At 68.6% G+C, this 24,668-nt stretch carries 23 protein-coding genes and 1 tRNA gene; 11 read left to right on the forward strand and 13 right to left on the reverse strand.

Features of this window, described 5'->3' with window-relative positions:
* Positions 1-2: 2 nt before the first annotated feature.
* The 3 genes from BM150_RS24375 to BM150_RS02020 form a co-directional block, all read right to left on the reverse strand.
* Positions 3-464: an SMP-30/gluconolactonase/LRE family protein gene (locus BM150_RS24375; RefSeq protein WP_217641302.1), complete on the reverse strand. Its 462-nt coding sequence runs from the start codon at positions 462-464 to the stop codon at positions 3-5.
* A complete protein-coding gene (locus BM150_RS02015; RefSeq protein ID WP_092922827.1) occupies positions 445-2,292 on the reverse strand; it encodes a flavin-containing monooxygenase in 1,848 nt (615 codons plus the stop codon). The genes BM150_RS24375 and BM150_RS02015 overlap by 20 nt, the downstream gene beginning before the upstream one ends.
* Before the next feature lie 159 nt (positions 2,293-2,451).
* Positions 2,452-3,102, reverse strand: a complete 651-nt coding sequence (locus BM150_RS02020) for a TetR/AcrR family transcriptional regulator (protein WP_092922830.1) — start codon at positions 3,100-3,102, stop codon at positions 2,452-2,454.
* Positions 3,103-3,525: 423 nt separating this feature from the next.
* Between BM150_RS02020 and BM150_RS02025 the strand changes: the two genes are divergently transcribed.
* Together BM150_RS02025 and BM150_RS02030 are read left to right on the forward strand one after the other, a co-directional pair.
* Complete coding sequence (locus BM150_RS02025; protein ID WP_092922833.1) at positions 3,526-5,127, forward strand: Na+/H+ antiporter NhaC family protein; 1,602 nt, start codon at positions 3,526-3,528, stop codon at positions 5,125-5,127.
* A 268-nt stretch (positions 5,128-5,395) separates the two neighbouring features.
* Positions 5,396-5,779, forward strand: coding sequence for a DoxX family protein (locus tag BM150_RS02030; protein ID WP_092922836.1), 384 nt, complete (start codon positions 5,396-5,398; stop codon positions 5,777-5,779).
* Between the two features lie 13 nt (positions 5,780-5,792).
* Here the strand turns inward: BM150_RS02030 and BM150_RS02035 are convergent, their stop codons facing one another.
* A complete protein-coding gene (locus BM150_RS02035; protein ID WP_092922839.1) occupies positions 5,793-6,590 on the reverse strand; it encodes a helix-turn-helix domain-containing protein in 798 nt (265 codons plus the stop codon).
* Positions 6,591-6,639: 49 nt separating this feature from the next.
* On the opposite strand from BM150_RS02035, the gene BM150_RS02040 reads away from it, so the two are divergent.
* Positions 6,640-7,071 (forward strand): DUF2000 domain-containing protein, encoded by a 432-nt coding sequence (locus BM150_RS02040; RefSeq protein ID WP_092922842.1) that lies wholly within the window; start codon positions 6,640-6,642, stop codon positions 7,069-7,071.
* Between the two features lie 154 nt (positions 7,072-7,225).
* Here BM150_RS02040 and BM150_RS02045 read toward each other — a convergent pair whose 3' ends face one another.
* On the reverse strand, positions 7,226-8,092 hold the full coding sequence (locus BM150_RS02045) for an alpha/beta fold hydrolase (protein ID WP_092922846.1): 867 nt from the start codon (positions 8,090-8,092) through the stop codon (positions 7,226-7,228).
* A gap of 102 nt (positions 8,093-8,194) precedes the next feature.
* Between BM150_RS02045 and BM150_RS02050 the strand changes: the two genes are divergently transcribed.
* Positions 8,195-8,674 (forward strand): CGNR zinc finger domain-containing protein, encoded by a 480-nt coding sequence (locus BM150_RS02050; protein ID WP_092922849.1) that lies wholly within the window; start codon positions 8,195-8,197, stop codon positions 8,672-8,674.
* Positions 8,675-8,723: 49 nt separating this feature from the next.
* On the opposite strand, the gene BM150_RS02055 is transcribed toward BM150_RS02050, so the two are convergent.
* Positions 8,724-8,798 (reverse strand) — tRNA-Val (locus BM150_RS02055).
* A 132-nt stretch (positions 8,799-8,930) separates the two neighbouring features.
* Between BM150_RS02055 and BM150_RS02060 the strand changes: the two genes are divergently transcribed.
* Both BM150_RS02060 and BM150_RS02065 read left to right on the forward strand, forming a co-directional pair.
* Positions 8,931-9,365, forward strand: a complete 435-nt coding sequence (locus BM150_RS02060; RefSeq protein ID WP_092922852.1) for an acyl-CoA thioesterase — start codon at positions 8,931-8,933, stop codon at positions 9,363-9,365.
* Positions 9,366-9,666: 301 nt separating this feature from the next.
* Positions 9,667-9,870 carry a DUF397 domain-containing protein gene (locus tag BM150_RS02065; protein ID WP_092922855.1) on the forward strand — a complete coding sequence of 68 codons (204 nt, stop codon included), beginning with the start codon at positions 9,667-9,669 and terminating at the stop codon, positions 9,868-9,870.
* A gap of 249 nt (positions 9,871-10,119) precedes the next feature.
* Here the strand turns inward: BM150_RS02065 and BM150_RS02070 are convergent, their stop codons facing one another.
* The 4 genes from BM150_RS02070 to BM150_RS02085 form a co-directional block, all read right to left on the reverse strand.
* A complete protein-coding gene (locus tag BM150_RS02070) occupies positions 10,120-11,019 on the reverse strand; it encodes a hypothetical protein (protein WP_092922858.1) in 900 nt (299 codons plus the stop codon).
* A gap of 278 nt (positions 11,020-11,297) precedes the next feature.
* Positions 11,298-13,487: an MMPL family transporter gene (locus BM150_RS02075; protein WP_092922860.1), complete on the reverse strand. Its 2,190-nt coding sequence runs from the start codon at positions 13,485-13,487 to the stop codon at positions 11,298-11,300.
* A gap of 7 nt (positions 13,488-13,494) precedes the next feature.
* Complete coding sequence (locus BM150_RS02080) at positions 13,495-14,088, reverse strand: TetR/AcrR family transcriptional regulator (protein ID WP_245755195.1); 594 nt, start codon at positions 14,086-14,088, stop codon at positions 13,495-13,497.
* A 580-nt stretch (positions 14,089-14,668) separates the two neighbouring features.
* On the reverse strand, positions 14,669-15,889 hold the full coding sequence (locus BM150_RS02085; RefSeq protein WP_092922863.1) for an NADP-dependent isocitrate dehydrogenase: 1,221 nt from the start codon (positions 15,887-15,889) through the stop codon (positions 14,669-14,671).
* A 290-nt stretch (positions 15,890-16,179) separates the two neighbouring features.
* Between BM150_RS02085 and BM150_RS02090 the strand changes: the two genes are divergently transcribed.
* From BM150_RS02090 to BM150_RS02105, 4 genes are all read left to right on the forward strand, one after another.
* A complete protein-coding gene (locus tag BM150_RS02090) occupies positions 16,180-17,010 on the forward strand; it encodes a metal-dependent hydrolase (protein ID WP_092922866.1) in 831 nt (276 codons plus the stop codon).
* A 107-nt stretch (positions 17,011-17,117) separates the two neighbouring features.
* Positions 17,118-17,546, forward strand: a complete 429-nt coding sequence (locus BM150_RS02095; protein ID WP_092922869.1) for a hypothetical protein — start codon at positions 17,118-17,120, stop codon at positions 17,544-17,546.
* 99 nt (positions 17,547-17,645) lie between these two features.
* On the forward strand, positions 17,646-17,840 hold the full coding sequence (locus BM150_RS02100) for a DUF1918 domain-containing protein (RefSeq protein ID WP_092922872.1): 195 nt from the start codon (positions 17,646-17,648) through the stop codon (positions 17,838-17,840).
* Positions 17,841-18,007: 167 nt separating this feature from the next.
* A complete protein-coding gene (locus BM150_RS02105) occupies positions 18,008-18,853 on the forward strand; it encodes a DUF4253 domain-containing protein (RefSeq protein WP_092922875.1) in 846 nt (281 codons plus the stop codon).
* Between the two features lie 214 nt (positions 18,854-19,067).
* Here the strand turns inward: BM150_RS02105 and BM150_RS02110 are convergent, their stop codons facing one another.
* Genes BM150_RS02110 through BM150_RS02120 form a run of 3 tightly spaced genes read right to left on the reverse strand, consistent with a single transcriptional unit; the run spans position 19,068 to position 21,187 of the window.
* Entirely contained in the window at positions 19,068-19,361 is a 294-nt protein-coding gene (locus BM150_RS02110) for a DUF3017 domain-containing protein (protein WP_092923320.1), read from the reverse strand.
* 13 nt (positions 19,362-19,374) lie between these two features.
* Entirely contained in the window at positions 19,375-20,226 is an 852-nt protein-coding gene (locus BM150_RS02115; RefSeq protein WP_092922878.1) for a bifunctional methylenetetrahydrofolate dehydrogenase/methenyltetrahydrofolate cyclohydrolase, read from the reverse strand.
* A complete protein-coding gene (locus BM150_RS02120) occupies positions 20,201-21,187 on the reverse strand; it encodes a DMT family transporter (RefSeq protein WP_175496653.1) in 987 nt (328 codons plus the stop codon). The genes BM150_RS02115 and BM150_RS02120 overlap by 26 nt, the downstream gene beginning before the upstream one ends.
* Positions 21,188-21,630: 443 nt before the next feature.
* Between BM150_RS02120 and BM150_RS02125 the strand changes: the two genes are divergently transcribed.
* A complete protein-coding gene (locus tag BM150_RS02125; RefSeq protein ID WP_092922881.1) occupies positions 21,631-24,546 on the forward strand; it encodes a glycohydrolase toxin TNT-related protein in 2,916 nt (971 codons plus the stop codon).
* Positions 24,547-24,668: the final 122 nt, after the last annotated feature.

A 24,668-nucleotide genomic window follows, 5' to 3' on the forward strand; every position in this document is an offset into this window, starting at 1 on the left:
CGTCAGCCCTCGGTGAGCAGCACCGGTGAGCCACCGTCCGGGAAGAGCTCGAACAGCCTTCCGCCGGAGCGCATCTCGTTGACGAAGAGGCGGTCACCGAGGCACGTGATCCCGTTCGGGGCGACCACGGCATCGGTGACGAGGTCGAACTCCCCGTTCGGGGAGCGCCGCCACACCCGCCCGGGTGCCAGGTCGGCGATGTACATCGTCCCGTCGGCACCGAACGCGATGTCGTCCGGTGTGCGCAGCGGACCGCCCGGCGGGACCACGAGCTCGACCTCGCCGGAGTCGATGTCGACCGCGCTGATCCGCCCGGTGAGGAACTGCGCCACGTACAGCAGCCCGTCGGGGCCGAAGGCGATGCCGTTCGCCCCCCGCAACCCGCTCGGCTCGTTCAACCGCACCGGTCGCGAACGACCGGTTCCCGGTTCCGGCGCTTCGAGGTCAGTTCCGTTCGTCGGCATCGTTCTCCCCGGTCCGGACGAGCACCTCGGTGAATCGGTCGTTCTCGCGCCGCTGCCGCAGTGTTTCGGCGAATTCGAGCTCGTCCGGTCGGTAGAAGCTCCGCACGACCGAGGAGTGGCCCTCGTTGTTGTAGTAACCCGGCGTGCACTCGTCCAGTGCCCGGTCGACACCGGCCTTGCGCCCCATCTCGTCGACCCACTCCTGCTCGGCCGCCTCGGTGGGTTCCACGTAGGCCGCGCCGCGCTTGGCGGACTCGGTGATCATCGCGGCGATGTGGACGGACTGGTCGTCGAGCACGTGGGTGAAGTTGGGGGCCACACCGTTCTGCGAGGGCCCCATGCAGAACAGGTTGGGGAAACCGTGGCTGGTGAAGCCGTGCAGGGTGCGCATGCCGTCGCGGAAGTGCCGGGGCAGCGTCACACCGTCGCGGCCGTGGAGCGCGAGCCCGCTGGCCGCCGGGTGCGAGCCGCCGACCTGGAAGCCGGTGGCGAAGACGATGCAGTCGACCTCGTACTCGACGCCCTGACTGACCAGTCCGCGCTCGGTGACGCGTTCCACGCCGCGCCCGTCGGTGTCCACCAGCGTCACGTTGGGGCGGTTGAAAGCCGGGTAGTACTCGTCGTTGAAGGTGGGGCGCTTGCACTCGTAGCGGTACCAGGGCTGCAGGGCACGGGCGGTCTGCTGGTCCTCGACGATGGACTTGACGCGCTCCCGCACCTGGTTCATCTTGCGGAAGTCGGCCACCTCCCGCACGAGCTCGTGCTCCTCGGTGGTGAGCTCGTCCCTGCCGGTCTCGTCCGCCACCGCGTTGTAGTGATGGGCGAGGTCGCTCCACCGGTCGCCCACCATGTCCTCGGCGGTCCGATCACCGCCGAGTACGGCGAGGAAGTCGTCGCGCCTGCGGTCGTGCCAGCCCTCGGGCAGATTCGCCGCCCATTCCGGGTCGGTCGGACGGTTACCGCGTTCGTCCACAACGGATGGTGTGCGCTGGAAGACGTAGAGGTGGCCCGCGTCCCGGGCCAGGTCGGGCACGCACTGGATCCCCGTGGCGCCGGTACCGATGACCGCGACGCGCTTGTCCGCGAGCTCGTGCATCCCGCCGGTCTGGTCACCTCCGGTGTAGGAGTAGTCCCACCGGCTGGTGTGGAAGGTGTGCCCGGTGAAGTCGTCGATCCCGGGAATGCCCGGCAGCTTCGGCCTGCTGAACGGGCCGCTGGAGAAGATCACGTACCGGGCGGTCATCTCGTCGCCCCGGTCGGTGGTCACGTTCCAGCGACGTAGGGACTCGTCCCAGGTCGCGCCGGTCAGCTCGGTCTGGAAGCACGCGTCCCGGTAGAGGTCGAACCTCCTGGCGATGTTGACGGTGTGCTGCCGGATCTCCTCGCCGCGCGCGTACTTCTCGGTGGGGACGTAACCGAGCTCCTCCAGCAGCGGCAGGTAGATGTAGGACTCGATGTCGCAGCGCACCCCGGGGTAGCGGTTCCAGTACCAGGTCCCGCCGACGTCGCCGCCCTTCTCCAGCAAGCGGATCGAGTCGAACCCCGCCTGGCGGAGTCGTGCCCCGGCCAGCAACCCGCCGAATCCGGCACCGACGATCAGTACTTCCACGTGGTCGGTGAGCGGTTCACGGTTCGGCTCGGCCTCGGCGTAGGGGTCCGCCACGTAATAGCTGAAGTCACCGGTCGGTGCGATGTACTGGCTCGCGCCGTCCGAGCGGAGACGCCGGTCCCGCTCGGTCCGGTACCGGGCGCGCAGTTCCGCCGGATCGAAACCGAGCCTGTCCGGATCCAACAGCTCAGCTTCGAGTGACCGCTCGTCGTTGGTCATGCGTTCGGTCCTTGCAGCTCGGAATTCTCATTTCTGTGCCGACCAGGGACGCTTCGGGGAATCGGCCGCGCCGTCGGACCGGAGGCCCGGAATCGATTCCGACGGATGTCGTGTTCACGCGGTCACGGGAACCGCTCGGAGTCACCGGGCGCGGGTCGATCACGGCTGACGCGTCACCGGGGCCGACCAGAGGCCGGTGAGCGCGTCGACGAGGCCGGTGGCGAACTCGTCCCAGCTCGCGTGCGGAGTGGGCACGCCCTCGGCGAGAGCGCGTTCCCGTTCGACGCACATCTGCCTGGTCAGGCACAGCGCCATGTTCCAGCGTTCGGTCCGCACGTTCTCGGGCAGCTCGGGCAGACACCGGTTCATCCCTTCCAGGGACAACCGCAACGAGTCGGAGCGCAGCGACTCCCCGGCGATGATCTCGTGGAGCACCGGATCGACCATCACCTGCGCTGCGAACCGCGCGTACCACGACGGGGTACCCAACGACTCCAGGTACAGCGTCATCGGCCGCACCAGACAGGACACCCAGTCCCGCAGTTCGGTGGAACCCGCGGGCTCGGTGAACATGTTGGCCCGGATGTACTCGATGCGTTCCCCGTGGTGGTGCGCTATCGCACGCACCAGCTCGTTCTTCGTGCCGAAGTGATACCCGACCGCGGCACTGTTGCCCAGCTCCGCGACCTCGCTGATCTGACGGTTGGACACCGCGCATATCCCGTGTTCCGCGAACAGCCACTCCGCGGTGCGCAGGATCGATTCCCGCGTCGCCACGCCACGCTCGACCCGAGCCGTCCGTCTCGTCATGGTCACCCTCGCAGCCACCGCGCCCCGACTCCTCCGAATCCCCGTGAGTCCTGGCGCCACTCTTTTCAATCAGTCAATTTAATCAGTTGATTGAAATCAGTCAAACGACTGATTGATAATGTGTTCCGGAGCACAATCCGACCGAGCGGTTCCGCGGCGACCACATTCGCCGGTGACCGGCGCACAATGATCAGCACACTGTGCGCAACGAAGTACGATTATCCGTTGGGACGAAGCAACGAACGACTATTTGTCGCTCGATCGAGTAAAGCTACCGTATGTCACACCCACTCGCGGTGACCGGATTCATGCACCGTGTGTTGGGGTGCCCAGCGTGTGCTGGGAGTACCCAGCGGCTCCGGACAACCTCCGATACCGGTCTTCCACAACGGAAAGCCTCGGCCACCGCCCGAAAGGAACCAGATGACCGCGACGTGGCTGTCGATCCTGCCTCCGCTGCTCGCGATCGCCCTGGCGCTGTTGACTCGGCAGGTCATCCCCGCGCTGCTGGCGGGGATCTGGCTCGGGGCCTGGCTGCTGGAGGGTGCCACGTTCACGGGGCTGGGCACTTCGCTGCTGGACACGGTGGGGGTGTACATCGTCGACGCGCTCGCGGACCGGGACCACGTGATGATCGTCGTGGCCACCATGATGATCGGCGGGCTGGTGGGGGTGATCCGGCGCAACGGCGGCACCGACGGCATCGTGAAACTGGTGACGCGCTGGGCCGCCACACCCCGGCGGGGCCAACTCGCGACCGGCGGCCTGGGGCTGGCGATCTTCTTCGACGACTACGCGAACAGCCTCGTGGTGGGCAACACGATGCGCCCCATCACCGACCGACTGCGGATCTCACGGGAGAAGCTCGCCTACATCGTGGACTCCACCGCCGCACCGGTGGCCGCGTGCGGTCTCTTCACCACCTGGATCGGCTACCAGGTCGGACTGGTCGACGACGCGGTCGGCAAGATCGGGCTCGAACAGAGCGGCTTCGCGGTGTTCGTCAGCTCGCTGCGCTACGCCTTCTACCCGGTGCTGGCCGTGGTGCTCGTCTTCGCCGTCGCCGGCAGTCGACGCGACTTCGGCCCGATGGCGCGGGCGGAACACCGTGCCCGACGGTCGGGCACGGTGCTGCGCCCGGGCTCGAACCTGGGGTCCGGTGCGGACACCGAGACCGAGCTGCGCCCCGAGGAACGGACCCCACGCCGCTTCCTGAACGCGCTGGTGCCGATCCTCGCCCTGGTGGTGACGACCTTCGTGGGGCTACTGGCCACCGGCAGCGGCAGCACCGTCCTCGAGATCATGGGTGCCGGGGATCCGTTCGCCGCGCTGGTGTGGGGTTCGTTCGTGGCACTGCTCGTCGCGGCGGTAATGAGCTTCGGGCAGCGGCTGCTGTCCCTGGGGCAGTTCGTGGACGCGTGGTTCGCCGGGATCAAGTCGGTGTTGTACGTGGTCATCATCCTCTCGGCCGCCTGGGCACTTTCCTCGCTGACCGAGAAGCTCAAGACCGCCGAGTTCCTGGCGGGCGCCCTCAGCGAGACGCTTCCCGCCCCGCTGCTCCCGGCGATCCTGTTCGTGCTCGCGGCAGCCGTCGCGTTCGCCACCGGGACGAGCTGGGGAACCATGGGGATCCTGACTCCGCTCGCGGTACCGCTGGCCTGGTCGCTGCTGCAGGCACAGGGGGCCGAGACCGCGGGTGGGCACCCGATCATCTACGCCAGCGTGGCCACCGTGCTGGCCGGAGCGGTGTGGGGCGATCACTGCTCACCGATCTCCGACACCACGGTGATCTCCTCACTGGCCTCGCAGTGCGATGTGGTCGACCACGTGCGCACCCAGATTCCCTACGCCCTCTACGCGGGCGCGGTCGCGGTGGTCATCGGACTGCTGCCGATCGGGTTCGGGTTCCCGTGGTGGGCCTCCTTCCTGGTCTCGATCGCGGTGCTGCTGCTCGGGCTGCGGCTGCTGGGCAGGCGCGTGCCGGACGATGCGCGGCGTCCGGAAACCGAGGAAGCGGGCGCCTGAGGGCATAGCCCTGGCGCGGACCGGCAGCGGGAGCATCGATCACGGCGACGTCCGCGGGCCAACCGGCCGTGCCGCTGTTCCCGAGGGTCACGCGTGTCGGTGAATCGTCGGACACCGCTCGCGGCGAACTACCCGTCCACCCCGGAGCGTCCAACCCGGACATCCCGAATCGGGACGAATGCGGAAAACCACTCGTATCATGCGGGTGAGTTGTGGCAGGTTGCGACCAGTTGACGTGTGTCCCCACTCCCGCACGGAGCGAAACCCCATGAACCTGGCACTGTGGATCGTCGCAGGACTGCTGGCCGTCGTCATGCTCGTCGGCGGCATCACGAAACTGTTCGTGCCGAAGGAGAAGCTGGCCGCGACCTCCAACGGAGGGTGGACCGGCGACTTCGGTGTCGGCTTCGTCAAGACGCTCGGAGCGGTGGAGGTCCTGGCCGCCGTGGGGATCACACTGCCCGCCGCGGTCGACATCGCGCCGGTGATGGTGCCGGTGACCGCCGTCTGCTGGGTGTTGCTGATGATCGGCGCGATGATCACTCATCTCCGCCGTGGCGAGCGGACCGCCGTCGTCGCGAATCTGCTCTACCTGGCGATGGCCGCCTTCGTGGCGTGGGGCCGCTTCGGCCCCGAGTCCTTCGGCGCTTGACCCCGACACGGTCCTACCCGCCGGAACGAGCGAACCGCGCCGGGCTCGTGCCGATCACCCGCTTGAAGTGCCTGCCGAGGTGGGACTGGTCGTGGAATCCCGCCGCCGTGGCCACGAACCCGGGTGCCATCCCGTCGAGCAGCAACCGGCGGGCGAGATCGACCCTGCGCCCGGTCAGGTACTGGTGCGGCGGGGTGCCGAACTCCCCGCTGAAAGCCCGGACGAGGTGGGCGGGGTGGGTGTGCAGCAGGTCCGCCGCCCGCCGGAGCGTGATTCCTTCGACGAGGTGTTCGTCCAGCAGCTCGCGCAGTCGCACGGCGGGTTTCGCGTGATCGCCCGGTTCCGCCGTCCGGGTGCGCTCGCCCAGGTGGCGGCGCAGTCGCTCGGTGACCAGGGTCAACCTGCTCTCGGCTTCCAGACTGTCGCCGGGAAGCAGCAGCGAGTCGTGCAGCTGCCGAATGCGACGCAGTAGCAGCGGGTCGTCGATGGTGGGCGCGTCCACCGCGAGTCCCACGAGATCGTCGCCGAGCTGACCGGGATCCAGGTAGAGCACCCGCTTCCTGAGCCCCCGCGGGGTGACGGGCGTGCCGTTGTGCGGAACGTGCGGCGGCAGCAGGGTGACCAGGCTCCGCAGCGCGCCGTGCTCGTGGCGGTGCAGGTCGTAGCGCACCGTCCCGTCGTCCACCAGCAGCAGCGTCCACGAGTCGTGGGCGTGCATCGGATAGGCGTGCTCGACGAGGTGAGCGTGGTAGGCCTCCACGATCCCGGGCACGGGTGGACGCCACGCCGCCACTCCCGAGCTGGTGACCATGCAAAGACTGTACAAGACCCGGTGGCGGGCGGCGGGTCACGATCTCCCCATGACAGTGGAGACTTCCCCCGTCCGGTTCGACACGAAGATCGCCGTGCTGCTGCGCGAGGACCTGGCGACCTGGCAGCGGCTGAACGTGACCGCGTTCCTGGTGAGCGGACTCAGCACGAGGAGCCCGGAGGTGATCGGCGAGCCGTACCGCGACGCGGACGAAACCGAGTACCTGTCGATGTTCCGGCAGCCGGTGCTGATCTTCGAGGGCAGCGGGGAGGTGGTGACCCGAGCGCACTCCCGCGCCGTCGAGCGGAACACGGCCGTGTCGGTGTTCACCTCCGAGCTGTTCGGCACCGGCAACGACCGGGACAACCGCGCCGCCGTCCGAGCCGTTCCGAGGGAGAAGCTCGATCCGGTGGGAGTGGGCGTGTACGGATCGCGCAACGTCGTGGACAAGGTGGTCAAGGGAGCGCGGATGCATCCGTGACTCCCCGACCACCGGCCGTGCGAATCGATCGGTGACCGAGAGTGGGCACGGAGTCCCTCCCCGTTGAACCGGAGCAACCGGACCGATCGGAAGACCGGCCGGGAGACACCTTCGGCCCGGTACCGCTCCCGGAGGCGCTACCGGGCCACCCTGGTCAACCCAGCACCCGCCCGAGGAAGCCGCGCAGGTAGCCCGCGACGACGTACAGATGGCTCTCCAGCAGGAAGTGACCACCGTCGATCAGGTGTACCTCCGCGTCCTCGGCGTCGCGGGCGAAGGCCCGCGCACCATCCGGGCCGAAGATCTCGTCGTTGCGTCCCCACACGGCGAGCACCGGGACATCGTTGGTGCGCAGGAATTCGTGCAGCAACGGGTAGAGCGGGCGGTTGTTCGGGTAGTCGCGGAACAGCGCCAGCTGGACCTCGTCGTTGCCCTCGCGGGAGACGAGGGCGAAGTCGTGCTCCCAGGTGTCCGGACTGACCACGCTCGGATCGGGCACGCCGTGCACGTACTGCCAGCGGATGGCGTCGTGGCTCAGCGCGGCGCGGACCGCCGGTTCGGTCTCGGGGCCGGGATTCGCCGCGTACGCCCAGACGTCGGTCCAGAACGACTCGACGAAACCGTCCTCGTAGCCGTTGCCGTTCTGGGTGACCACGGCGGAGATCCGTTCGGGGTGTTTGAGCGCGAGGCGCCATCCGATGGGAGCGCCGTAGTCCTGGACGTAGAGGGCGTAGCGGCTCAGGCCCAGTTGGTCGAGGAGTCCGTCGGTGAGTTCGGCGAGGGCGTCGAAGGTGTAGTCGAACTCCGCCACTCCGGGGGCGGCCGAGCGGCCGAAGCCGAGGTGGTCCGGCGCGATGACGTGGTAATCCCCTGCCAACAGCGGGATGAGTTCGCGGAACATGAAAGAGCTGGTCGGGTAGCCGTGCAGCAGCACGATCGTGGGGGCGCCGGCCGGCCCTGCCTCGCGGTAGAAGATCTCGTGGCCGTCGACGGTGGTGGTCCGGTGGTGCACCGAGTTCATTTCTAACCTCTTCAAGTTTTTTATGTGGTTAGCTTTGGCTATGGAAGCACGGTTGAGCTAACCTGTCAAAGGACTTGAACCAGTTAGAGAGAGCGACACCCGATGGACGCGCTGCTGGACCTGCTCAACAGCAGGCCACTGGTGAACGGCGAGGAGCAGGACGCGCTCCGAGATCCCGCCGAAGGCAAGCGCTGGGCGCGGGAACACGGTGGCGAAGGCAGCCTCGAAGAACTGGCGCTGCTGCGCCGGACGCGGGACGCCCTGCGGGACGTGGTGTCGGGGAAGAGCTCGCCCGAGACGTTGAGCCCGCTGCTCGAAGGGGTATACCGAACCCCGGAGTTCACTTCGGACGGTCTGCGGTGGACTCTCAGCACTCCCCCGCACGCGCGGCTGGCCGTCGAGGTGGTCCTCGCCTGGGCCGCCACCGAGGAGGAACTTCCGGGCCGACTACGCCCCTGCGCCAACGACGAGTGCAGGCTGTTCCTGCTCGACCGCAGCCGCGCCAACCGCGCACGCTGGTGCTCGATGGCTGTTTGCGGCAACCGCGCGAAAGCACGGCGTCACTACGAGCGCACCCGCTGAGTCGTTCCGAGTCCGGTAACGTCGATCGAACGGACACCCGGAACCGGGATGGTGCGCGATGCTGGGTTTGAACCAGCGACCTCTACCGTGTCAAGGTAGCGCTCTCCCGCTGAGCTAATCGCGCTCGGACATTCGGACGGCGGATGCTCCGTTCGGAGCATTGCCAGCTCGTTGCCGAACACGAAACATCGTACCGGTCGTGACGGTCGTCCTTGACACGGGGTCCACCCTTCACCGACGGGTTAGGCTGCCCGGCGTGTCCGACTTTCCCGATCCACCCCCGAAGCGCGCCGACTTCAACGTGTTGTGGCCGATCACGACCCGTTGGGGCGACAACGACTCCTACGGCCACGTGAACAACGTGGTGCACTACTCGTGGTTCGACACCGCCGTGAACGGCTGGCTGATGCGGGCCACCGGAACCGACATCCGCGAGCTGCCCGCGATCGGCATGGTCGCCGAGACCGGCTGCCGGTACCTCTCCGAGCTGAGCTTTCCCGACGACGTCGAGGTGGGGATCGGGCTGCGGCGGCTGGGCAACTCCAGCGTCACCTACGGGCTGGCGGTGTTCGGCAACGGCAGCGAGCAACCCGCCTCGCTGGGACGGTTCGTGCACGTCTACGTGGACCGCGAGACCCACACCACCCTTCCGGTACCGGAGGAGATCCGAGCCGCGCTGCGCTCGCTCTGACCGCTCGCGGAACTCGTTCGGCGGCGAGTGCCCGGCCGGTGCGGTCGAGTGGCTCCGGAACCCGAGCCGGTTCCCGGGAAGTGCCGCACCGGACCTCGACGAAGCACCGGGAGCCGGGGCACGACGGGGAATCGGGGCACGACGGGGAATCGTATTCAGTCGAGTTCGCGTGCGCCGTTCGATCCCGGCCACACCACGCGGGCACCGATGTGACTGCCGAATTCGTGCGGTCGCGCTGAGTCCCCAAAAGACTGTCGAAGCAATCGATCGACGCATCGAGGAACTGAGCTAGGAGCAGCACATGCGCGAAACGCGGAATCACGACGAGCCGAACTGGCACAAATCCAGCTTCAGCGCGGGCGCGGAGAACTGCGTCGAGGTCGCCTACGACGCGACGGGCTGGTGGCTGCGCGACTCCAAGAACCCCAACGGCCCCCACCACCACTTCACCCACACCCAGTGGACCAACTTCCTCCACCACCTCCACCACGACCGACTCGGCTGAACCTTCCGGCCCGCCTCACGGAGCCGTCGATTTCTCGCGAAATTTACGGCGCCGTTCCTCCGCGGCGCGGCGATTTCGCGAGAAATCGACGGACCGGGACTGTCGGTGCCGCGTGGTGGAGTGCCCGCATGGCAGCGAGGTTCAAGGCGATCGCGCTGGAAGCGAAAGACCACCAGGTACTCGCCGACTGGTGGTGCACCGCGATCGGCTACCGCCGCAGGGACGAACCCGGTTTCACGCTCGCCCTTCCTAAACTGCCCTCCTTCGGCGCGCCCCGCGCGCCACCAGACCGAAGCTCGCTGCGGCCAACAGCGCGAACAGCGGAATGTCGACCTCGTAACCGGAGAACACCCGCCACCGCTGCCAGAGCACCCACAGCCCCACACCTGCGAGCGCGGCCAGCGCGACCGAAAGCACGAGAGCCGGCAACAGCAACAGCGCGGGCCGGGCGGGACCGGTGAACCGCATCATCCGGACCAGGAACCACACCTCTAGCAACGCGAGCACGGCGAGCACGCAGTGGATGGCGACGATGAGGCTCGCGGGCTCCTGCACCGAGGACATACCGATCCCGAATCGCGCGAGCCAGTAGTACATCCACAGTGTCCAGAAGATAAGCACGAAGTTGATCCCCAGCATCTCGGCGGTGAAGACCGCTGTCCTGGCGGTGGGCCGGGGTGCTTCCGAATCGAGGGAGCCACGGAGCGCGAAGCGCACCACCACGGCGTGCCCGAGCGCGGCCAGTGACGGGAGCAGCAGGAGCCGCGTCAGCCAGTCCGCGCTCGAGCCCCACATCGAGCTCACCAGCCCCGGGGGCAGCACCAGCACCGTCGAGACAGCGATACTCAGCAGCGTGGTCGGCACCGGACGAGGCACCCCGCACATGCGCAGCACGCGGGTCATGAACCACAGGTGTCCCACCGCCGCGGCGGCGATGAAACCGTAGAGGAACCCCCGGATGAGCAGTTCACCCAAGCCGGGCTGCGAGGAGGCCGCCACGTCGAGAAAGGTGTCCTCCCTGCTGAGCCTGTACAGTCCCCGAGCGAACATCACCAGGTTGAACCCCAACAGCGCGGCGGTCACCACCGGCCCCGCCGGGGCGGTACCGGGTCTCTCGGGGTCGTCGTCGGAAATGTCGTGATCGCTCATCGCCGCCACCGGAACAGAGCGTGACGCGGCGCGAACAGAGCGAAACTACTCAGCAAGTCCCTGAGATCCCGGGGTGCGGCCCCGGGGCGAAGTGAATTTCGCGCGAAATCGACGCGACCCGGGCGGGGTCGGAGCGGAGCTCCGGAGAAACCGGACCGGAAAGAGAGTGGCCCGGCGCCGAACCCCTCGGCGCCGGGCCACCCGATCACTCACCAGCCGGGCTCGGTCTCACGGATCGAGCGTCACGACCGGTATTCGACTAACGGCCGGTGTCCGGCTCACGAACCGATCCCGGCCCGCTGCTTCTCGTCGGAACCGCTCTCATCGTCGGTCTCGCCGCTGTCGGTGATCGCGTTGCCCTCGACGTCGAGGGCGGGCAGCCACCCCAGCCAGCGGGGCAGCCACCACGCGGCCCTGCCGAGCAGCGCCAACGCCGCGGGCATCAGAACCATGCGGACCACGAAGGCGTCCACCAGGATGCCGATCGCCAGGGCGAAGGCGATGGACTTGATGGTGGCGTTGCCCGCCGGAACGAACCCGGCGAACACCGAGAACATGATCAGCGCCGCCGCGACCACGACCGGCGCCGCCTGTCGGAAGCCGCTCACGATCGCGTCGCGGGCCGCGTGTCCCTTGTGGTAAGCCTCGTGCATCCGGGACACCAGGAAGATCTGGTAGTCCATCGCCAGTCCGAACAGGATGCCGATCATCAGGATCGGGGTGAGGCTGATAAGCGGCCCGGTGTCGTCGAGGTTGACCACATCGCTCAGCCAACCCCACTGGAACACCGCCACGGTCGCGCCGAGCGCGGCTCCCAGCGTCAGCAGGAAGCCGAGCACGCCGACCAGCGGCACCAGGATCGAACGGAACACCAGTACCAGCAGGATCAGGGCCAACCCCACGACCAGCACGAGGTAGATCGGCAGCGCCTGGTCCAGCGAGTGCGCGACGTCGACGCTGACGGCGGTGGTTCCGGTCACGTAGCTCTCGGCACCGTTGATGTCGGCCAGCTGGTCACGCAGGTCACCGACCAGTTGCTCGGTCTCCGCGCTGGCGGGGCCGGACTTCGGGATGACGGTGACCATCGCGGCGTTGCCCTCGGCGTTGGGCGTGGGCGGTGTGACGGTGGCGACGTCGTCGAGTCCGGCGATCGCCTTGGTGGCTTGCTGCGCGGTCCGCGGCGCGTCACCGCCCTCGAAGTAGGCGACCAGCGGGCCGTTGACGCCCTCGCCGAAGCTGTCGGCCAGCATCTGCTGCGCTCGGGCCTGCGTGGTGCCCTCGGAGGGGGTCTGCACCAGCGTGGTCTGCATGGAGGCGGCCGGGATGGCCACCGCGCCGAGCGCGACGAGCGAGATCAGTAGCGCCGGGATCCGACCGCGGGTGACCGCACGGATCCAGCCGGGGTAGACGGCCCGTTCGGTCTTGGCGTCGGTCTCGGCCGGTGCGGTGCGCTGCTTGCGCGGCAGCACGAGCCGTCCCAGGTAGCTGAGCACGGCGGGCACCAGGGTGATGGCCACGAGTACGGCCACGACGATGGTCGCCGCCGCCGCCACACCCATCTGGGTGAGGAAGGGGATGCCTACGACCGAGAGCCCGACCAGCGCGATGAACACGGTGAGTCCGGCCGTCACCACCGCGGAACCGGCCGTGCCCACGGCGGTAGCGATGGAGGTCCTGATGTCGTTGCCCTGCCGCAGTTCCTGCCGGTGGCGGTTGATGATGAACAGGGCGTAGTCGATTCCGACCGCCAGCCCCAGCATCGTCGCCAGGATGGAGGTGGTGGACTGCAACTCCATAAAGCCGGTGGCGATGCTGACGCCGAGCGCGCCGATCCCCACACCGACACCGGCGGTGATCAGGTTCATCCCGGCGGCGACCAGCGAGCCGTAGGTGAGGCTCAGGACCACCAGCGCGGCGATGACGCCGATCGCCTCTCCCGGACCACCGACGGACGGGGTGGCGGTGACTGCCTGGCCGCTCACCTCGACGGTGAACGCGCCCTGATCGGCCTGCTCGACGGTGTCCAGCATGGCCTCGCGCTGCTCGGTGGTGATCTCACCCATGCCGCCGTCGTAGGTGACGGTGCTGTAGGCGGTGGTCCGGTCGGGGCTGACCGTGGGAGCGTTCGGGTTCAGCGGGTTGCTGGCCGAGACCACGCCGGGCTGCTCGGACAGGTCGGCGACGAGACTCTTGACCTCGGCGGCGTTGGCGGGAGCGGTGATTCGCTGACCGTCCGGGGCCCGCATCACCACCCGTGCGGTCGCGCCGCCGCCGGTGTCGAACTCCTGCTGGAGTTTGTCCTGGGCGATGGTGGATTCCTGCCCCGGAATGGAGAAGCTGTCCGAGGTGGGGCCGGAAAGCGTCGCGGCGCCCACGCCACCACCCGCGAGCGCTATCAGCCAAATCACGACGACGAGCAACCGGTGCCGTTGCGCACCGGCGCCCAGCCGGTATAACAGGCGTGCCATGTAGAAGTCAGTCCTCCAGCTGGTCGGAACCGGTCGAAGAAGTGCCGGGACGGAAGTGGCCGAGGGTGTCGAAACAGGTCGCGATGATCCGGGGGCGCCAGGTGGTCTTGTCCCCCTTGTGGTTGGCCATGAGGCTGAGCACGGCCAGCGCGCTCAGCGCGCCGATGACTCGGACGAGTCGTTCCGAACCGTGGTCCGCCGGATCGAGGGCGAATATCTCGTGGATGAGCACGTCCTCGGCGTCGAGCGCGTCGGCGTGATCATCGGGAGCGGTGATGGGCCGCAGGGCCAGGCTCACCAGCCCAGCTCGTTCCAGGGCGACGTCGGTGAGCAGCTCCAGCGCCCGCCGATCGCGTTCCGGGCCGGGCGAGAGCCGAGCGACGTCGGCGAGCACCAATCGGGCCTGCGCCCGCCCCGTCTCCAGCGCGGCCTCGTGGATCGCTTCCTTGCTCGGATAGTGGTGCAGCAGCCCGGCCTTGGACAGCCCGACCGCCTCGGCCAGCGCCTTCAGGGATGTCTGGGCGAACCCGTGCTGTGCGAACAGCTCGGCGGCACGGTCGAGGATCTCCTCGTCCACTTGTTCCCGGAACGGTCTTGTCACGTCATCGACGGTACCTGAGTTACCGACCGTTTCGGTCGGTAAAACTACCGGATCGGTCTGTGACGCTGCTCGCACCGCCGAACGGCGCAGCGACATACCGCCGAGCGGCGCGGCGGAACGCTGCCGAACATCGGGGCGAAAACCCCGAAGACCCGGTTCTTGCCCGGAGAAGACCCGGTTCCTCTCCCGAAAGCGGGGTGACCGCTTTACCCGGCGGGGTGTTCACCCCCGAGGGGCCGTCGATTTCTCGCGAAATCGCCGCGTCGGCGATCGGATACAGCACCGGAGAGCGCCGGAACCGGGGCCCGGGCCGGAGGCAGGAGTCAGAGGCCAACGGGGTGCGGGAGCGGCGGGGATCAGGGCCGGAGCCGGCAGAACCACGGGAGCCACGAAAAGGGCGCCGCCCCACCGCACGGTTGTCCGCGCGGCGGGGCGGCGCCCCATGACCCTCCGGCCCCGAGCTTTCGGCCCCGGGGCCTTCCGGCCTCCTGGCTTTACGGCCACCACTACCTTCCGGCGTGGCCGGGCGGCGTCAATTTCTCGCGAAATCGCCGCGCCCGGGTGAGCACGAGGGCGAACCTCAGCGCTGGGCCATCTTCTTCTGCAGGTTCTCGTCCAGCGTGTTCAGGAAGTCCTGCGTGTTCTGGTGCGGCTGGTTGTCACCGACCAGCAGCGCGAGATCCTTGGTCATCTTGCCGCTCTCGACGGTCTCGATGACGACCTGCTCCAGCGCCTTGGCGAACTCGACGACCTCGGGGGTCGAGTCCAACTTGCCGCGCTGCTGCAACCCGCGCGTCCAGGCGAAGATGGAGGCGATCGGGTTGGTGGAGGTCTCCTGACCCTGCTGGTGCCTGCGGTAGTGCCGGGTGACCGTCCCATGGGCGGCCTCCGCCTCGACCGTGCCGTTCTCGGTCATCAGCACCGAGGTCATCAGGCCGAGCGAACCGAAGCCCTGCGCGACCGTGTCGGACTGCACGTCACCGTCGTAGTTCTTGCAGGCCCAGACGTAGCCGCCCTCCCACTTCAGGGCGGTGGCGACCATGTCGTCGATCAGCCGGTGCTCGTAGGTGAGCCCGTTGGCCTCGAAGTCGGCCTTGAACTCGTTCTCGTACACCTCCTCGAACACGTCCTTGAACACGCCGTCGTAGGCCTTCAGGATCGTGTTCTTGGTGGACATGTAGACCGGGTAGCCCCGCTCCAGGCCGTAGCGGAAGGACGCCCTGGCGAACTCCTCGATGGAGCGGCGGTAGTTGTACATGGCCATCGCCACGCCACCCTGCTCCGGGAAGTTCGCGACCTCGAGCTCCATCGGCTCGGAGCCGTCGGCCGGGGTGTAGGTGACGGTCACGGTGCCGGCGCCGGGAACCTTGAAGTCCGTGGCCTTGTACTGGTCGGCGTGGGCGTGCCTGCCGATGACGATCGGCTTGGTCCAGGTCGGCACGTAGCGCGGGATGTTGGAGATGACGATCGGCTCGCGGAAGATCACACCGCCGAGGATGTTGCGGATGGTCCCGTTGGGACTGCGCCACATCTTCTTGAGCCCGAACTCCTCGACACGTGCCTCGTCGGGAGTGATGGTGGCGCACTTGACACCGACGCCGTGCTTGGAGATCGCGTTGGCCGCGTCGACGGTGACCTGGTCGTCGGTGGCGTCCCGGTGCTCGATCCCGAGGTCGTAGTAGTCGAGGTTGATGTCTAGGTAGGGGTGGATCAGCTTGTCCTTGATGAAGGACCAGATGATCCGGGTCATCTCGTCGCCGTCGAGTTCGGCGACGGTGCCCTGTACTTTGATCTTGCTCATGGTGGCGGGGTGCTCCTCTCACACGAGAAACGCAAACGGTACAAGCGTACTGCTAAACGGGCCGACTGTGAGCCCCACCCTTTGCGAACGGGATTCACAAAACGCCCCCCGCAGGCGTGCGTCGCAGCGCTACTCCCTCGCACAGGTGATACAGCCCCACGGAAGAGTGAGCAACAACACAGTCGAATCGACGTCACCCCGCCCATCGAGCCGGAACAGCGCGAGTCACGCACAGTCCGGCGATCACACCGGCTAAGCTCGCCCGCGAGCCGTGACCTTGGAGGGACTTCTTGGCGACCGGACCCACCCACGCGATGAGCGGGCTCGCGGCCTGGGCCGCCGTGACCGCGCTGGCGGGCGCGCACACCATCGGCCAACTCTCCCCCAAGACATGGGTGGTGGGGGCGACGCTGGCCACCGGCTCCGCTCTCCTTCCGGACATCGATCACCCGTCCTCCACGGTCGCGCGCACGTTCGGCGCGGTCTCGCGTGGTGTCTCCTCCGCCATGAGCGGGCTGAGCGGATTCCTGTACAGGCTGACCCGCACCCAGCACGACAGCGACCGGGCGGGTACTCATCGCGGCTTCACGCACACCGTGGTCTTCGCGATCCTGGCCGGTCTGACCACCACGGCGATCGTGCAGAGCAGCAACGGCACCGCCGTGGGCATCGTGATGTTCGTCTTCGCGGGTCTGACGGTGCGGGGACTGCTGAACAACTGGTCGCCGCAGAGCGACGCGCTGCTGATCGCCGCCGTGTCATTGGTGCTGACGATCGTGTGCTGGGCGTGGGCGGGCGACCAGCCCCACGACGCCGCCGCCTTCGGAATGGCGGTGATGATCGGCTGCGTGGCGCACTTCATCGGCGACGCCATCACCGAACAGGGCTGCCCCATGCTGTGGCCGCTCCCCTTCGGCGGTCAGACCTGGTACCCCGTCGCGCCGCCGAAGGCGCTGCGGATGCGGACCGGCGGCAAGGTGGAGCTGGCGCTGATCGGCCCGGGTCTGACGATCGTGGCGGTACTGCTGTCCACCGTGGTGCTCTACCGGGTGGGCGCGGTTCCGTGGCTCGAACAGCTCGGGCTGCCTCCGAGCGTCATGGCGTGGATCAGCCCGCGCTGAGTCGATCCGGACGAATTCGACGCCGACAGCCCCGCAAACCGCTCGTAAATCGGTAGGCTGCGGATGCGGCGGACCGCTCGGCAGTCCGCGCCGACGACGGAGGAACCATGCGTATTCGCGGCAAACTGGCCGTACTGGCAATCTCCCTCCCCTTGTTCGCCGGTGTGGCGGCATGCGGCGAGCTGCAGGAGGCCCAACAGGGAGTCGAGAACGCCCAGCAGGGCATCGAGAGCGCCCAGCGGGGCATCGAAACCGCTCAGAACTGCGCGAAGGCCACCGGACTGGTCAATTTCGTACCGAACTTCTCCGACCAGCAACAGCTCCGGGAACAGGCGAGCTCCAAGGCCGAGGAGATCGGCAAACTCGCCGAGCAGACCTCGGACCAGGCACTGAGCGACGCGCTGCGGGACGTGCAGCGGTCGATGCGGCAGGTCTCGTCCGGCGAGGTCACGATCGAGAACAGCGCCGAGTGGACCCAGCACAAGCTGCGGCAGACCGAAACCGTGCTGCGAATCTGCTCCGGCACCACCGGCTGACCCGGCGTCTCGAATATGCGGTGGTCAACGGCCCGAAGCACTGCGCGCCGTGTCCTCGGTCACCTATCCTGGGAGCGCGTTCCACAGGAGGTGACGACGATGAAGGCGACCACGGGAGAACGACTCCACATGCACAGCAGGACCATCGAACAGCCGGACCGGGTGGGAGTCATCCTGGAAGTACGCGGTGAGAACGGGAACCCGCCGTACCTCGTACGGTTCGACGACGGCCACGAGCGGCTCGTCTATCCCGGGACGGACTGCGAGGTGGAGGGACACCCCGCCGGCGCGTGAGGCGGGCACCGGGCACCCTCGGCTTCCGCGGGAGTTCGAGGGCGCCCCGAGACATCGCACCGAACTGCGCGACCCACGGGGCGAGCCGGAATGGCACACTGATCGCCACAGCGACAGTCCCGACTCGCCGCTAGCGGCGTGGGACCGCTTGGTGAGGAGGCAGTGCGGTGCTATGGGAAGAGCGGCAGGGTGAGACCACTGCCGACCCGATGGCGATGCTTCGGATCGGATTCGCGGGCAACCGGGAGTTGCCTGCCGGAGAGCTGCTGACCGAGCAGTCGACCAGGATCGGCGACGGGCAGGACCCCGGTCCGTTGTGCTGGATAAGCAAGGAACCTCCCTCGGCGCAACTACTGGCCACGCTCCGCGCGGAGAGCGACACCAACGGCCTCTGGCCGCTGCTGCTGGTCGACGACACCGAGATCTACGGGGAGCGCTGCACCGTGGGGGTGGTCGCCCCGGAACCGCGCGCGCACATCGACAAGTGGCACGTCGAGCAGGTCATGGACCGGATCTGGGACGGGCTGTGCCAGGTCGACTCCGACCTGGGGCCCGCCTACGACCTGGAGAGCCTGGCCCCGTTCGACCACACCTGCCCCGGCCCCGCGCCCGCGGGCGACCTGCTGGCGGACGCGAACGTGCTGGCCAACCAGCTCACCCAGCGCCTGCTGAACGAGCAGACGCGGCTCGGCCTGGTACCGGCCCCTCGCGGATCGGACGTTCTCACGGTGCTCGGCTGGTCCGGGGCCACGAATCACGTGTCTCGCTGTGCCGGGCTGTCGGCGATGTTGCGCAGCTGGGAGGAACGTTTCGGGGCGCGGGTGCTGCGCCTGGGGCCGGATCGGCTGGATCTCAGCGTCGCCGCGCCACCCACCCGACGGGAGCACGCTGCCGCGGTGGCCGCCGAGCACTGGACGTTCGCCCCCGACCGGGTCATGCAGGACAGCGGCAGCATCGCGTCCTACGCCGAGGAGATCCGGGGCGGACGCCAGTGGTCGTTCTGGTGGGACTGAGCGACCGTGGTGCCGCGGTTCCGGAACGGGAGTCCGCGGGAGGTTCCGGCTACTCGACTTCCGGGCGGCGTCGATTTCTCGCGAAATCGCCGCGACGCTGGGCGAAGGCCCCGGGCCGGTCAGGCCGAACGGCCCTGGTCGCGGCAATTTCTCGCGAAATGTACGCGAGGTGGGTGGCCGACCGGGCGCCGCAGTGAGAGGACGACAGCCCGAATCACCCGGAGAGCGGACCACCTGTGATCGTTATGGCCACGAACACGATCAACAGCCCCAACGCGCCGTAGAGCAGCACGTCCACCACCCGGCTGCGAATGGCGAGCAGACCGACCCGATCGGCGGGAAGCGAACCGCGCAGCACGGCGGCGAGCAGCAGGGCTCCCCCGAGCAGGGTGGCACCTTCACGCCAGTGCGACATCGCCACCCGCAACCCGCCGAACAGGACGAGCAGGATCACGAGCGCGAAGCACAGCCGCGCCGAAACGCGCTTACCGCCGAACCGGTCGATCATCGCCACTGGCACTTCAGTTCGCGGCGCGCTCGGCGGCCTCGACCACGTTCGTCATCAACATGGCGCGCGTCATCGGCCCCACACCGCCGGGGTTCGGCGACAGGAAACCGGCCACTTCCGCCACGTCCGGGTGCACGTCCCCCAGCGGACCGGAGTCCCCGCGAGTGACACCCACGTCGAGCACCGCCGCACCGGGCTTGATCATGTCCGGCGTCACCAGCCCGGGCTTGCCCGCCGCGGCGACCACGACGTCGGCCCTGGAAAGCTCGGCGCCGATGTCCTTGGTCCCGGTGTGGCACAGCGTCACGGTGGCGTTCTCGCTGCGCCGGGTCAGCAGCAGCCCCAACGGCCTTCCCACGGTGATCCCCCGACCGAGGATCGCCACGTGCGCACCGTTGAGCTCGACCCCGTAGCGGCGCAGCAGCTCGACGATCCCCCTGGGAGTGCAGGGAAGCGGTGCGGGCTCGCCGAGCACCAGCCTGCCGAGGCTGACCGGGTTCAGCCCGTCGGCGTCCTTGCGGACGTCGACACGTTGCAGCAACGCTCCGGTGTCCAGGTGATCGGGAACCGGCAGCTGCACGATGTATCCGGTGCAGGCCGGATCGGCGTTGAGCTCGTCGACGACGCCTTCGAGCTCGGCCTGCCCGGTGTCGGCGGGCAGCTCCTTGCGGATGGAATTGATCCCGACACGGGCACAGTCGTTGTGCTTGCCGCGCACGTAGGAGTGCGAGGCCGGATCGTCGCCCACCAGGACCGTAGCCAGACCCGGTGTACGACCCTGCTCCGCGAGCGCGGCCACCCGCGGCCGCAGCTCGTCGTAGATGGCGTCCTTGGTGGCCTTACCGTCGAGAATCGTGGCGCTCACGATTGGCTATCGTCGCAGACCGCGCGCGGGGAGACACTCCGCCCCTGCCCATGGAGGCGACCACGACCGCGAGCAGTGCCAGGCAGATCCCGAGAACGGTGGCGAGATCGACCCGGGAGCCTGCCACCGGCAACAGCAGATCGAGCAGCAGGGCGCCGGACAGCTGTCCGAAGACGATGCCCATGCTCAGCAGCAGCACGCCCGTGTAGTGCACGAGTACCGCCGAGCCCGCCACAACGAAGATCCCGATCGGCCCACCGATGTACATCCAGGGCGCGGCTGGCCATTCCGACGGCAGCCCGTGCAGCACGCTGTCCACGGCGAAAGCGAGGAGCAGCACGGTGGTGCCGGTGCCGAAATTCAGGGTGGCGGCCGACACGGCCGAGCCCGCGGTCTGCTTCACCAGACCGTTCATGGCCTGCTGCCAGGCCACGCCGACCCCGGCGACGGCGGGCAACAGCACCAGCCAGCTGGCGTGTGCGGCACCGAGCCGCGCCGAGACGGCCATGACCACGGCGGCCAGCGCCAGCACGGCACCGGCGACCCGGTGGGTCGTGAAGTAACGCACCACTCCGGCTCCGAGCCCGAGCCGGTCCACGATCAGCCCGCTGGCGATCTGCCCACCGACGGCTCCGACGGTGAACAGCGCGACGCCGAGCAGATTCGCGGCCACGCTCTGGCTGAAAACCAGGAACGCGCCGCAGACACCGCCGAGGCACTGCCAAGGCCGCGGCCCGGTGTCACCGCGCACCGCACGGGCCAGCCGCCCCATACCGCGTCGCGCGTTCGAGTTGACGAGCGTGACCACCAGCAGCAGCACCAGGCCACCGCCGAACGAGATCACCGAGGCCGCCAGCGCGTCCTCCAGCCGGGTGCCGAGGACTCCGTTCACCCGGGACTGCGAGGCGAGCAGGAACCCCACGCCCGCCGCGCCGAGCAAACCGAACACGCGGGGCAGCATCCGCCTCACGCGAGCGGGGGAACCGGCGGTTGTTTCGGTAGGCACGGAAACGACCGTATCCGGCCGTCGGACGAGGGACCCGCCGTTGTGACTGATCCGGCCTCTGCCGCACCGGGGTCCGGGAGACATCGGGAATTCCCCGGTCGGGAACGCGCACCGCGTTCCCACCCATCGGGAAGAATGTCCACCAACGACTGGGCGCGCATCGCTGTTCACCGCGCTCGCACCCCGCTCGGAAGGCCGTCGTTCCGCTCCCGAACGGACCGGATGCGTTGCGCGGCAACGGACACGGGAGACGGAAATCCGTACCGGGACCGCACGGCAAGCCGCTCGACCCGACCAGGCGAAACACCGGAACCGGGGGACATCGCCGGGGGCCGATCGAGTAACGTCGAGGTGGGGTGGAGTCGGAGGGCCCGGTTGAGAGGGGGAGGATGACACCCATGTCGCGCCCGACAGCGATCAGCCCGGAAGAGCAGGAACAAATAGCACGCAGGATCGGGGTCCTGCTGCTACAGGAGGCCCCCGAGGACTGGCAGCAGATAACCGTGGAATACCGCGCCACGGGTGAGTACCACGACCTGCTCGCGGAAGTGACCCTGCAGGACGGCGATAGCCGAGCGTGGGAGCCGCCGGAGGAACTCAACGGGATCTTCGGGCATCTCCGTGAGGGCATGTACCGGCCCGACGTCGGCACCTGGCTCAGCGCACTGTACACAGTGGAGCGTCCGTCGAGCTACCGCATCGACATCAACTTCGACGAGGAACCCCAGTGGCAACAGCCGCTGCCCGCCGAGGCCTACGTCGACGAACTGAACCGCTACCCGCGCTCCGAGGACAACATCCCGGACTGGATGAACGCCAGGCTGGGGCGCCCCGCGAACACGGACGCCGCGGCAGGTGAGCAGCAGGTACCGCCGAACGAGCCGGACTCCCCCACGCCGCCACCACCGGGTGCGGAAACCGCCGGAGCCGCGGACGAGCCGACCGAGCATTCCGGCCTGACCGTGGCCCGCGTGTTCGACGACGTCGACGAACAGGGGCGGCCGCTGGTGCACGACAGGCCACCGCTCGCACCCCAGGAGAGCGAGCCGTTGCGGCGTTACCTGGAGAACGCCCCGATCGTGCTGGCGGCCGAGTACAACATCGCAGACCGGTTGGACCCGAACCGACCGGAAGCGATCCCGGACAGCTGGCACAGTGACGGTTCCTGGGTGTGGCCCACCGAGGTCCCCTACTACCTGTCGCAGTACGGCGTGCCGCCGCAACCCGAGCTGCTGCAGCACATCCGCTCCAACGGTTTCCGGTTCGGGGAGCTGGCCCCCGGTGTGATGGAGGCGGCGGAGGAAGCCGCACGCGCCGCCGAAGAGGCCGAGCAGGCGGCGGAGTTCGACGCCGCCGAGCAGGACCTCGGCTACGACCAGCGGCTCAGGGAAGAGGCCGACGACCGCCCGACCGGCTCCACCGAGGCCGTGACGGCGATGCCCGCCGAAGACCCACGCCCCCTGGAATCGTCCTTCGGCGAACACCCGGTGCACGGCGAGGGCGCGGGGCTGTACGACTACCCGGTGCTGGGGGACCCGAACGCCGGGACGCAGGCGACCGCCATGCCGGAGCCGAGCACCGGGACGCCCTTCGAGCACGAGGACTCCCCCGAACCACGGGAGCACGAGGCCGACTTCGGCGGCGGGAACCTCGACAGCGGGAACCTCACCGACGACGAATTCACCGGCGAGTACGGTAATGAGCAACAGCTGGAACCGGAGCCGTTCGGCGAGGCGGTCACCGCTTCCCGGCACGGCATGACCGACGAGTCCGAGGAGAACCCCGAGATCATCTTCGGTCAGCTTCGGCAGCGACTCGACGAACTCGGGCTGGACACGGAGGAGTACCGGCTGGGGCAGCGCTCCGAGTCGGTGTGGTCGCTCTACGACGAGGGCGCTGACTGGGTGGTGACACCGCCCGGGACGAACGACGAGCCGATGCGGTTCGCGCGACCGGAGCAGGCCTGCGCCTACCTGCTGGGAAGTCTGCTGCTCAACGAAACCGACGACCTGACGGGTGCGGCGCCGGAATCCCGCGCTCCGGACGCGCCGGAGAGGACAGCGGTGACGGAGGCGGCACCCGAGGAGACCGCGCCGGAGGAGATCGCGCCGGAAGGGACGGCGGCGGATACTGCCGACCAGCCACTGTCCACGGCGACACCACTCGACTCCGAGACGCCGCTTTCCACCGATGGAATCTCCGCCGAACCAGCCGTGACCGATCACGCGGTGGCGGACGAGCCGCGACAGGCGGAGTCCGGTCCGCTCGGCGACCTCCCCAAGCGCGCATCCGGCACGGAGAGCGGGAGCGCGACGGCTCAGGAGGGCAACTTCCTGTTCACCGCCACCGAGCAGTGGCAGGACGAACCGCACGAACCCGCGGCGGACTCGGCGGCGGAGGCACCGGCACCACCGTCGGAGGAGGAGCCCTCACACCCGGCGATGGAGCCCCCCGCCGGGGAGACACCTACCGGCGAAGGGGATCCCGGCGCGACCCCACCGCCGGGGCAGATGCCCCCGCCGTTGCCGAAGCGTCCTGCTCGTTCCGACCAGCCCGGCCCCGCTCCACAACCCGGCGCTCCGGGACAGGCAGGCCACTCCGGACAGGCCGAGCCTCCGCAGTACCCGACGGGACCGCCGTCGGCCCCGCAGCCGAACCAGGGCGCACCCGGCCAGGAGGGACAGCGCCCGAGTCCGATGCCGCCGGGAGGGGCTCCGCCACCACCGGGAGCTCCGACCCCCCCGCGACCGCAACAGCCCGGTGTCCCAGGTGGGGCGATGGGCCAGCCCGCCGCAGGTGGGCACGGCCAACCGCCCAGCGGCCAGATCCCCGGTGGGCAACCGCCCGGTGGACAACCGCCCGGTGGGCAACCACAGGGACCGCCGAACGGGCAGGTCCCCGGTGGACAGTCCCAGGCGGGTGCCGCGCAGCAGGGGCGTCCCGGAACGGATCAGCCGATCCAGCCGTTGCGCGGTGAGCCACCGCTGACCCTTTACCGGAGCAGGCAGAACACGGTGCTGCAGCCGGGGACCGAGCTGGACCGGTTCGGCGATCCGGACGGCAACGTCACGTACGCGATCCGCACGCCCTACAACCAGCGTTCGCTGCCGCCGCAGTGGGCGACCCGGAACTACTTCGCCTACCGGGTGCAGCGGCCCGTGCAGGTGCTGTCCGGAACCGCTGTGCCGTGGTTCGAACAGCCCGGCGGTGGAACGGCCTACGTGCTGCCCGTCTCGGTCAACGAGCTGCTCGGCGACGGCACGCTGGTAGCACTGCAGGGCAACGAGGCCGCACGTCCTCCGATGGAAGGCTGACGCCTCGGTTCACGCGGTGTGACAGCGCGTCCGGTAGCCCGGCCCGCGGGCTCCGCGGGCCGGGCTACCGGATCGCTACCCGAGGTCGGGCCTCCCGGAGCGAGAGCGGTGGGAGGCTCCGC

The organism is Actinopolyspora alba (genome assembly GCF_900112765.1).
GTDB classification, from domain to species: Bacteria; Actinomycetota; Actinomycetes; order Mycobacteriales; family Pseudonocardiaceae; genus Actinopolyspora; species Actinopolyspora alba.

Bases quoted from the DNA above. Each gene is read 5' to 3' on its own strand.
- BM150_RS24375 (WP_217641302.1), bottom strand. From the start codon at position 464: ATGCCGACGAACGGAACTGACCTCGAAGCGCCGGAACCGGGAACCGGT.
- BM150_RS02015 (WP_092922827.1), bottom strand. From the start codon at position 2,292: ATGACCAACGACGAGCGGTCACTCGAAGCTGAGCTGTTGGATCCGGAC.
- BM150_RS02020 (WP_092922830.1), bottom strand. From the start codon at position 3,102: ATGACGAGACGGACGGCTCGGGTCGAGCGTGGCGTGGCGACGCGGGAA.
- BM150_RS02025 (WP_092922833.1), top strand. From the start codon at position 3,526: ATGACCGCGACGTGGCTGTCGATCCTGCCTCCGCTGCTCGCGATCGCC.
- BM150_RS02030 (WP_092922836.1), top strand. From the start codon at position 5,396: ATGAACCTGGCACTGTGGATCGTCGCAGGACTGCTGGCCGTCGTCATG.
- BM150_RS02035 (WP_092922839.1), bottom strand. From the start codon at position 6,590: ATGGTCACCAGCTCGGGAGTGGCGGCGTGGCGTCCACCCGTGCCCGGG.
- BM150_RS02040 (WP_092922842.1), top strand. From the start codon at position 6,640: ATGACAGTGGAGACTTCCCCCGTCCGGTTCGACACGAAGATCGCCGTG.
- BM150_RS02045 (WP_092922846.1), bottom strand. From the start codon at position 8,092: ATGAACTCGGTGCACCACCGGACCACCACCGTCGACGGCCACGAGATC.
- BM150_RS02050 (WP_092922849.1), top strand. From the start codon at position 8,195: ATGGACGCGCTGCTGGACCTGCTCAACAGCAGGCCACTGGTGAACGGC.
- BM150_RS02065 (WP_092922855.1), top strand. From the start codon at position 9,667: ATGCGCGAAACGCGGAATCACGACGAGCCGAACTGGCACAAATCCAGC.
- BM150_RS02070 (WP_092922858.1), bottom strand. From the start codon at position 11,019: ATGAGCGATCACGACATTTCCGACGACGACCCCGAGAGACCCGGTACC.
- BM150_RS02075 (WP_092922860.1), bottom strand. From the start codon at position 13,487: ATGGCACGCCTGTTATACCGGCTGGGCGCCGGTGCGCAACGGCACCGG.
- BM150_RS02085 (WP_092922863.1), bottom strand. From the start codon at position 15,889: ATGAGCAAGATCAAAGTACAGGGCACCGTCGCCGAACTCGACGGCGAC.
- BM150_RS02095 (WP_092922869.1), top strand. From the start codon at position 17,118: ATGCGTATTCGCGGCAAACTGGCCGTACTGGCAATCTCCCTCCCCTTG.
- BM150_RS02100 (WP_092922872.1), top strand. From the start codon at position 17,646: ATGAAGGCGACCACGGGAGAACGACTCCACATGCACAGCAGGACCATC.
- BM150_RS02110 (WP_092923320.1), bottom strand. From the start codon at position 19,361: ATGATCGACCGGTTCGGCGGTAAGCGCGTTTCGGCGCGGCTGTGCTTC.
- BM150_RS02120 (WP_175496653.1), bottom strand. From the start codon at position 21,187: ATGCTGCCCCGCGTGTTCGGTTTGCTCGGCGCGGCGGGCGTGGGGTTC.
- BM150_RS02125 (WP_092922881.1), top strand. From the start codon at position 21,631: ATGTCGCGCCCGACAGCGATCAGCCCGGAAGAGCAGGAACAAATAGCA.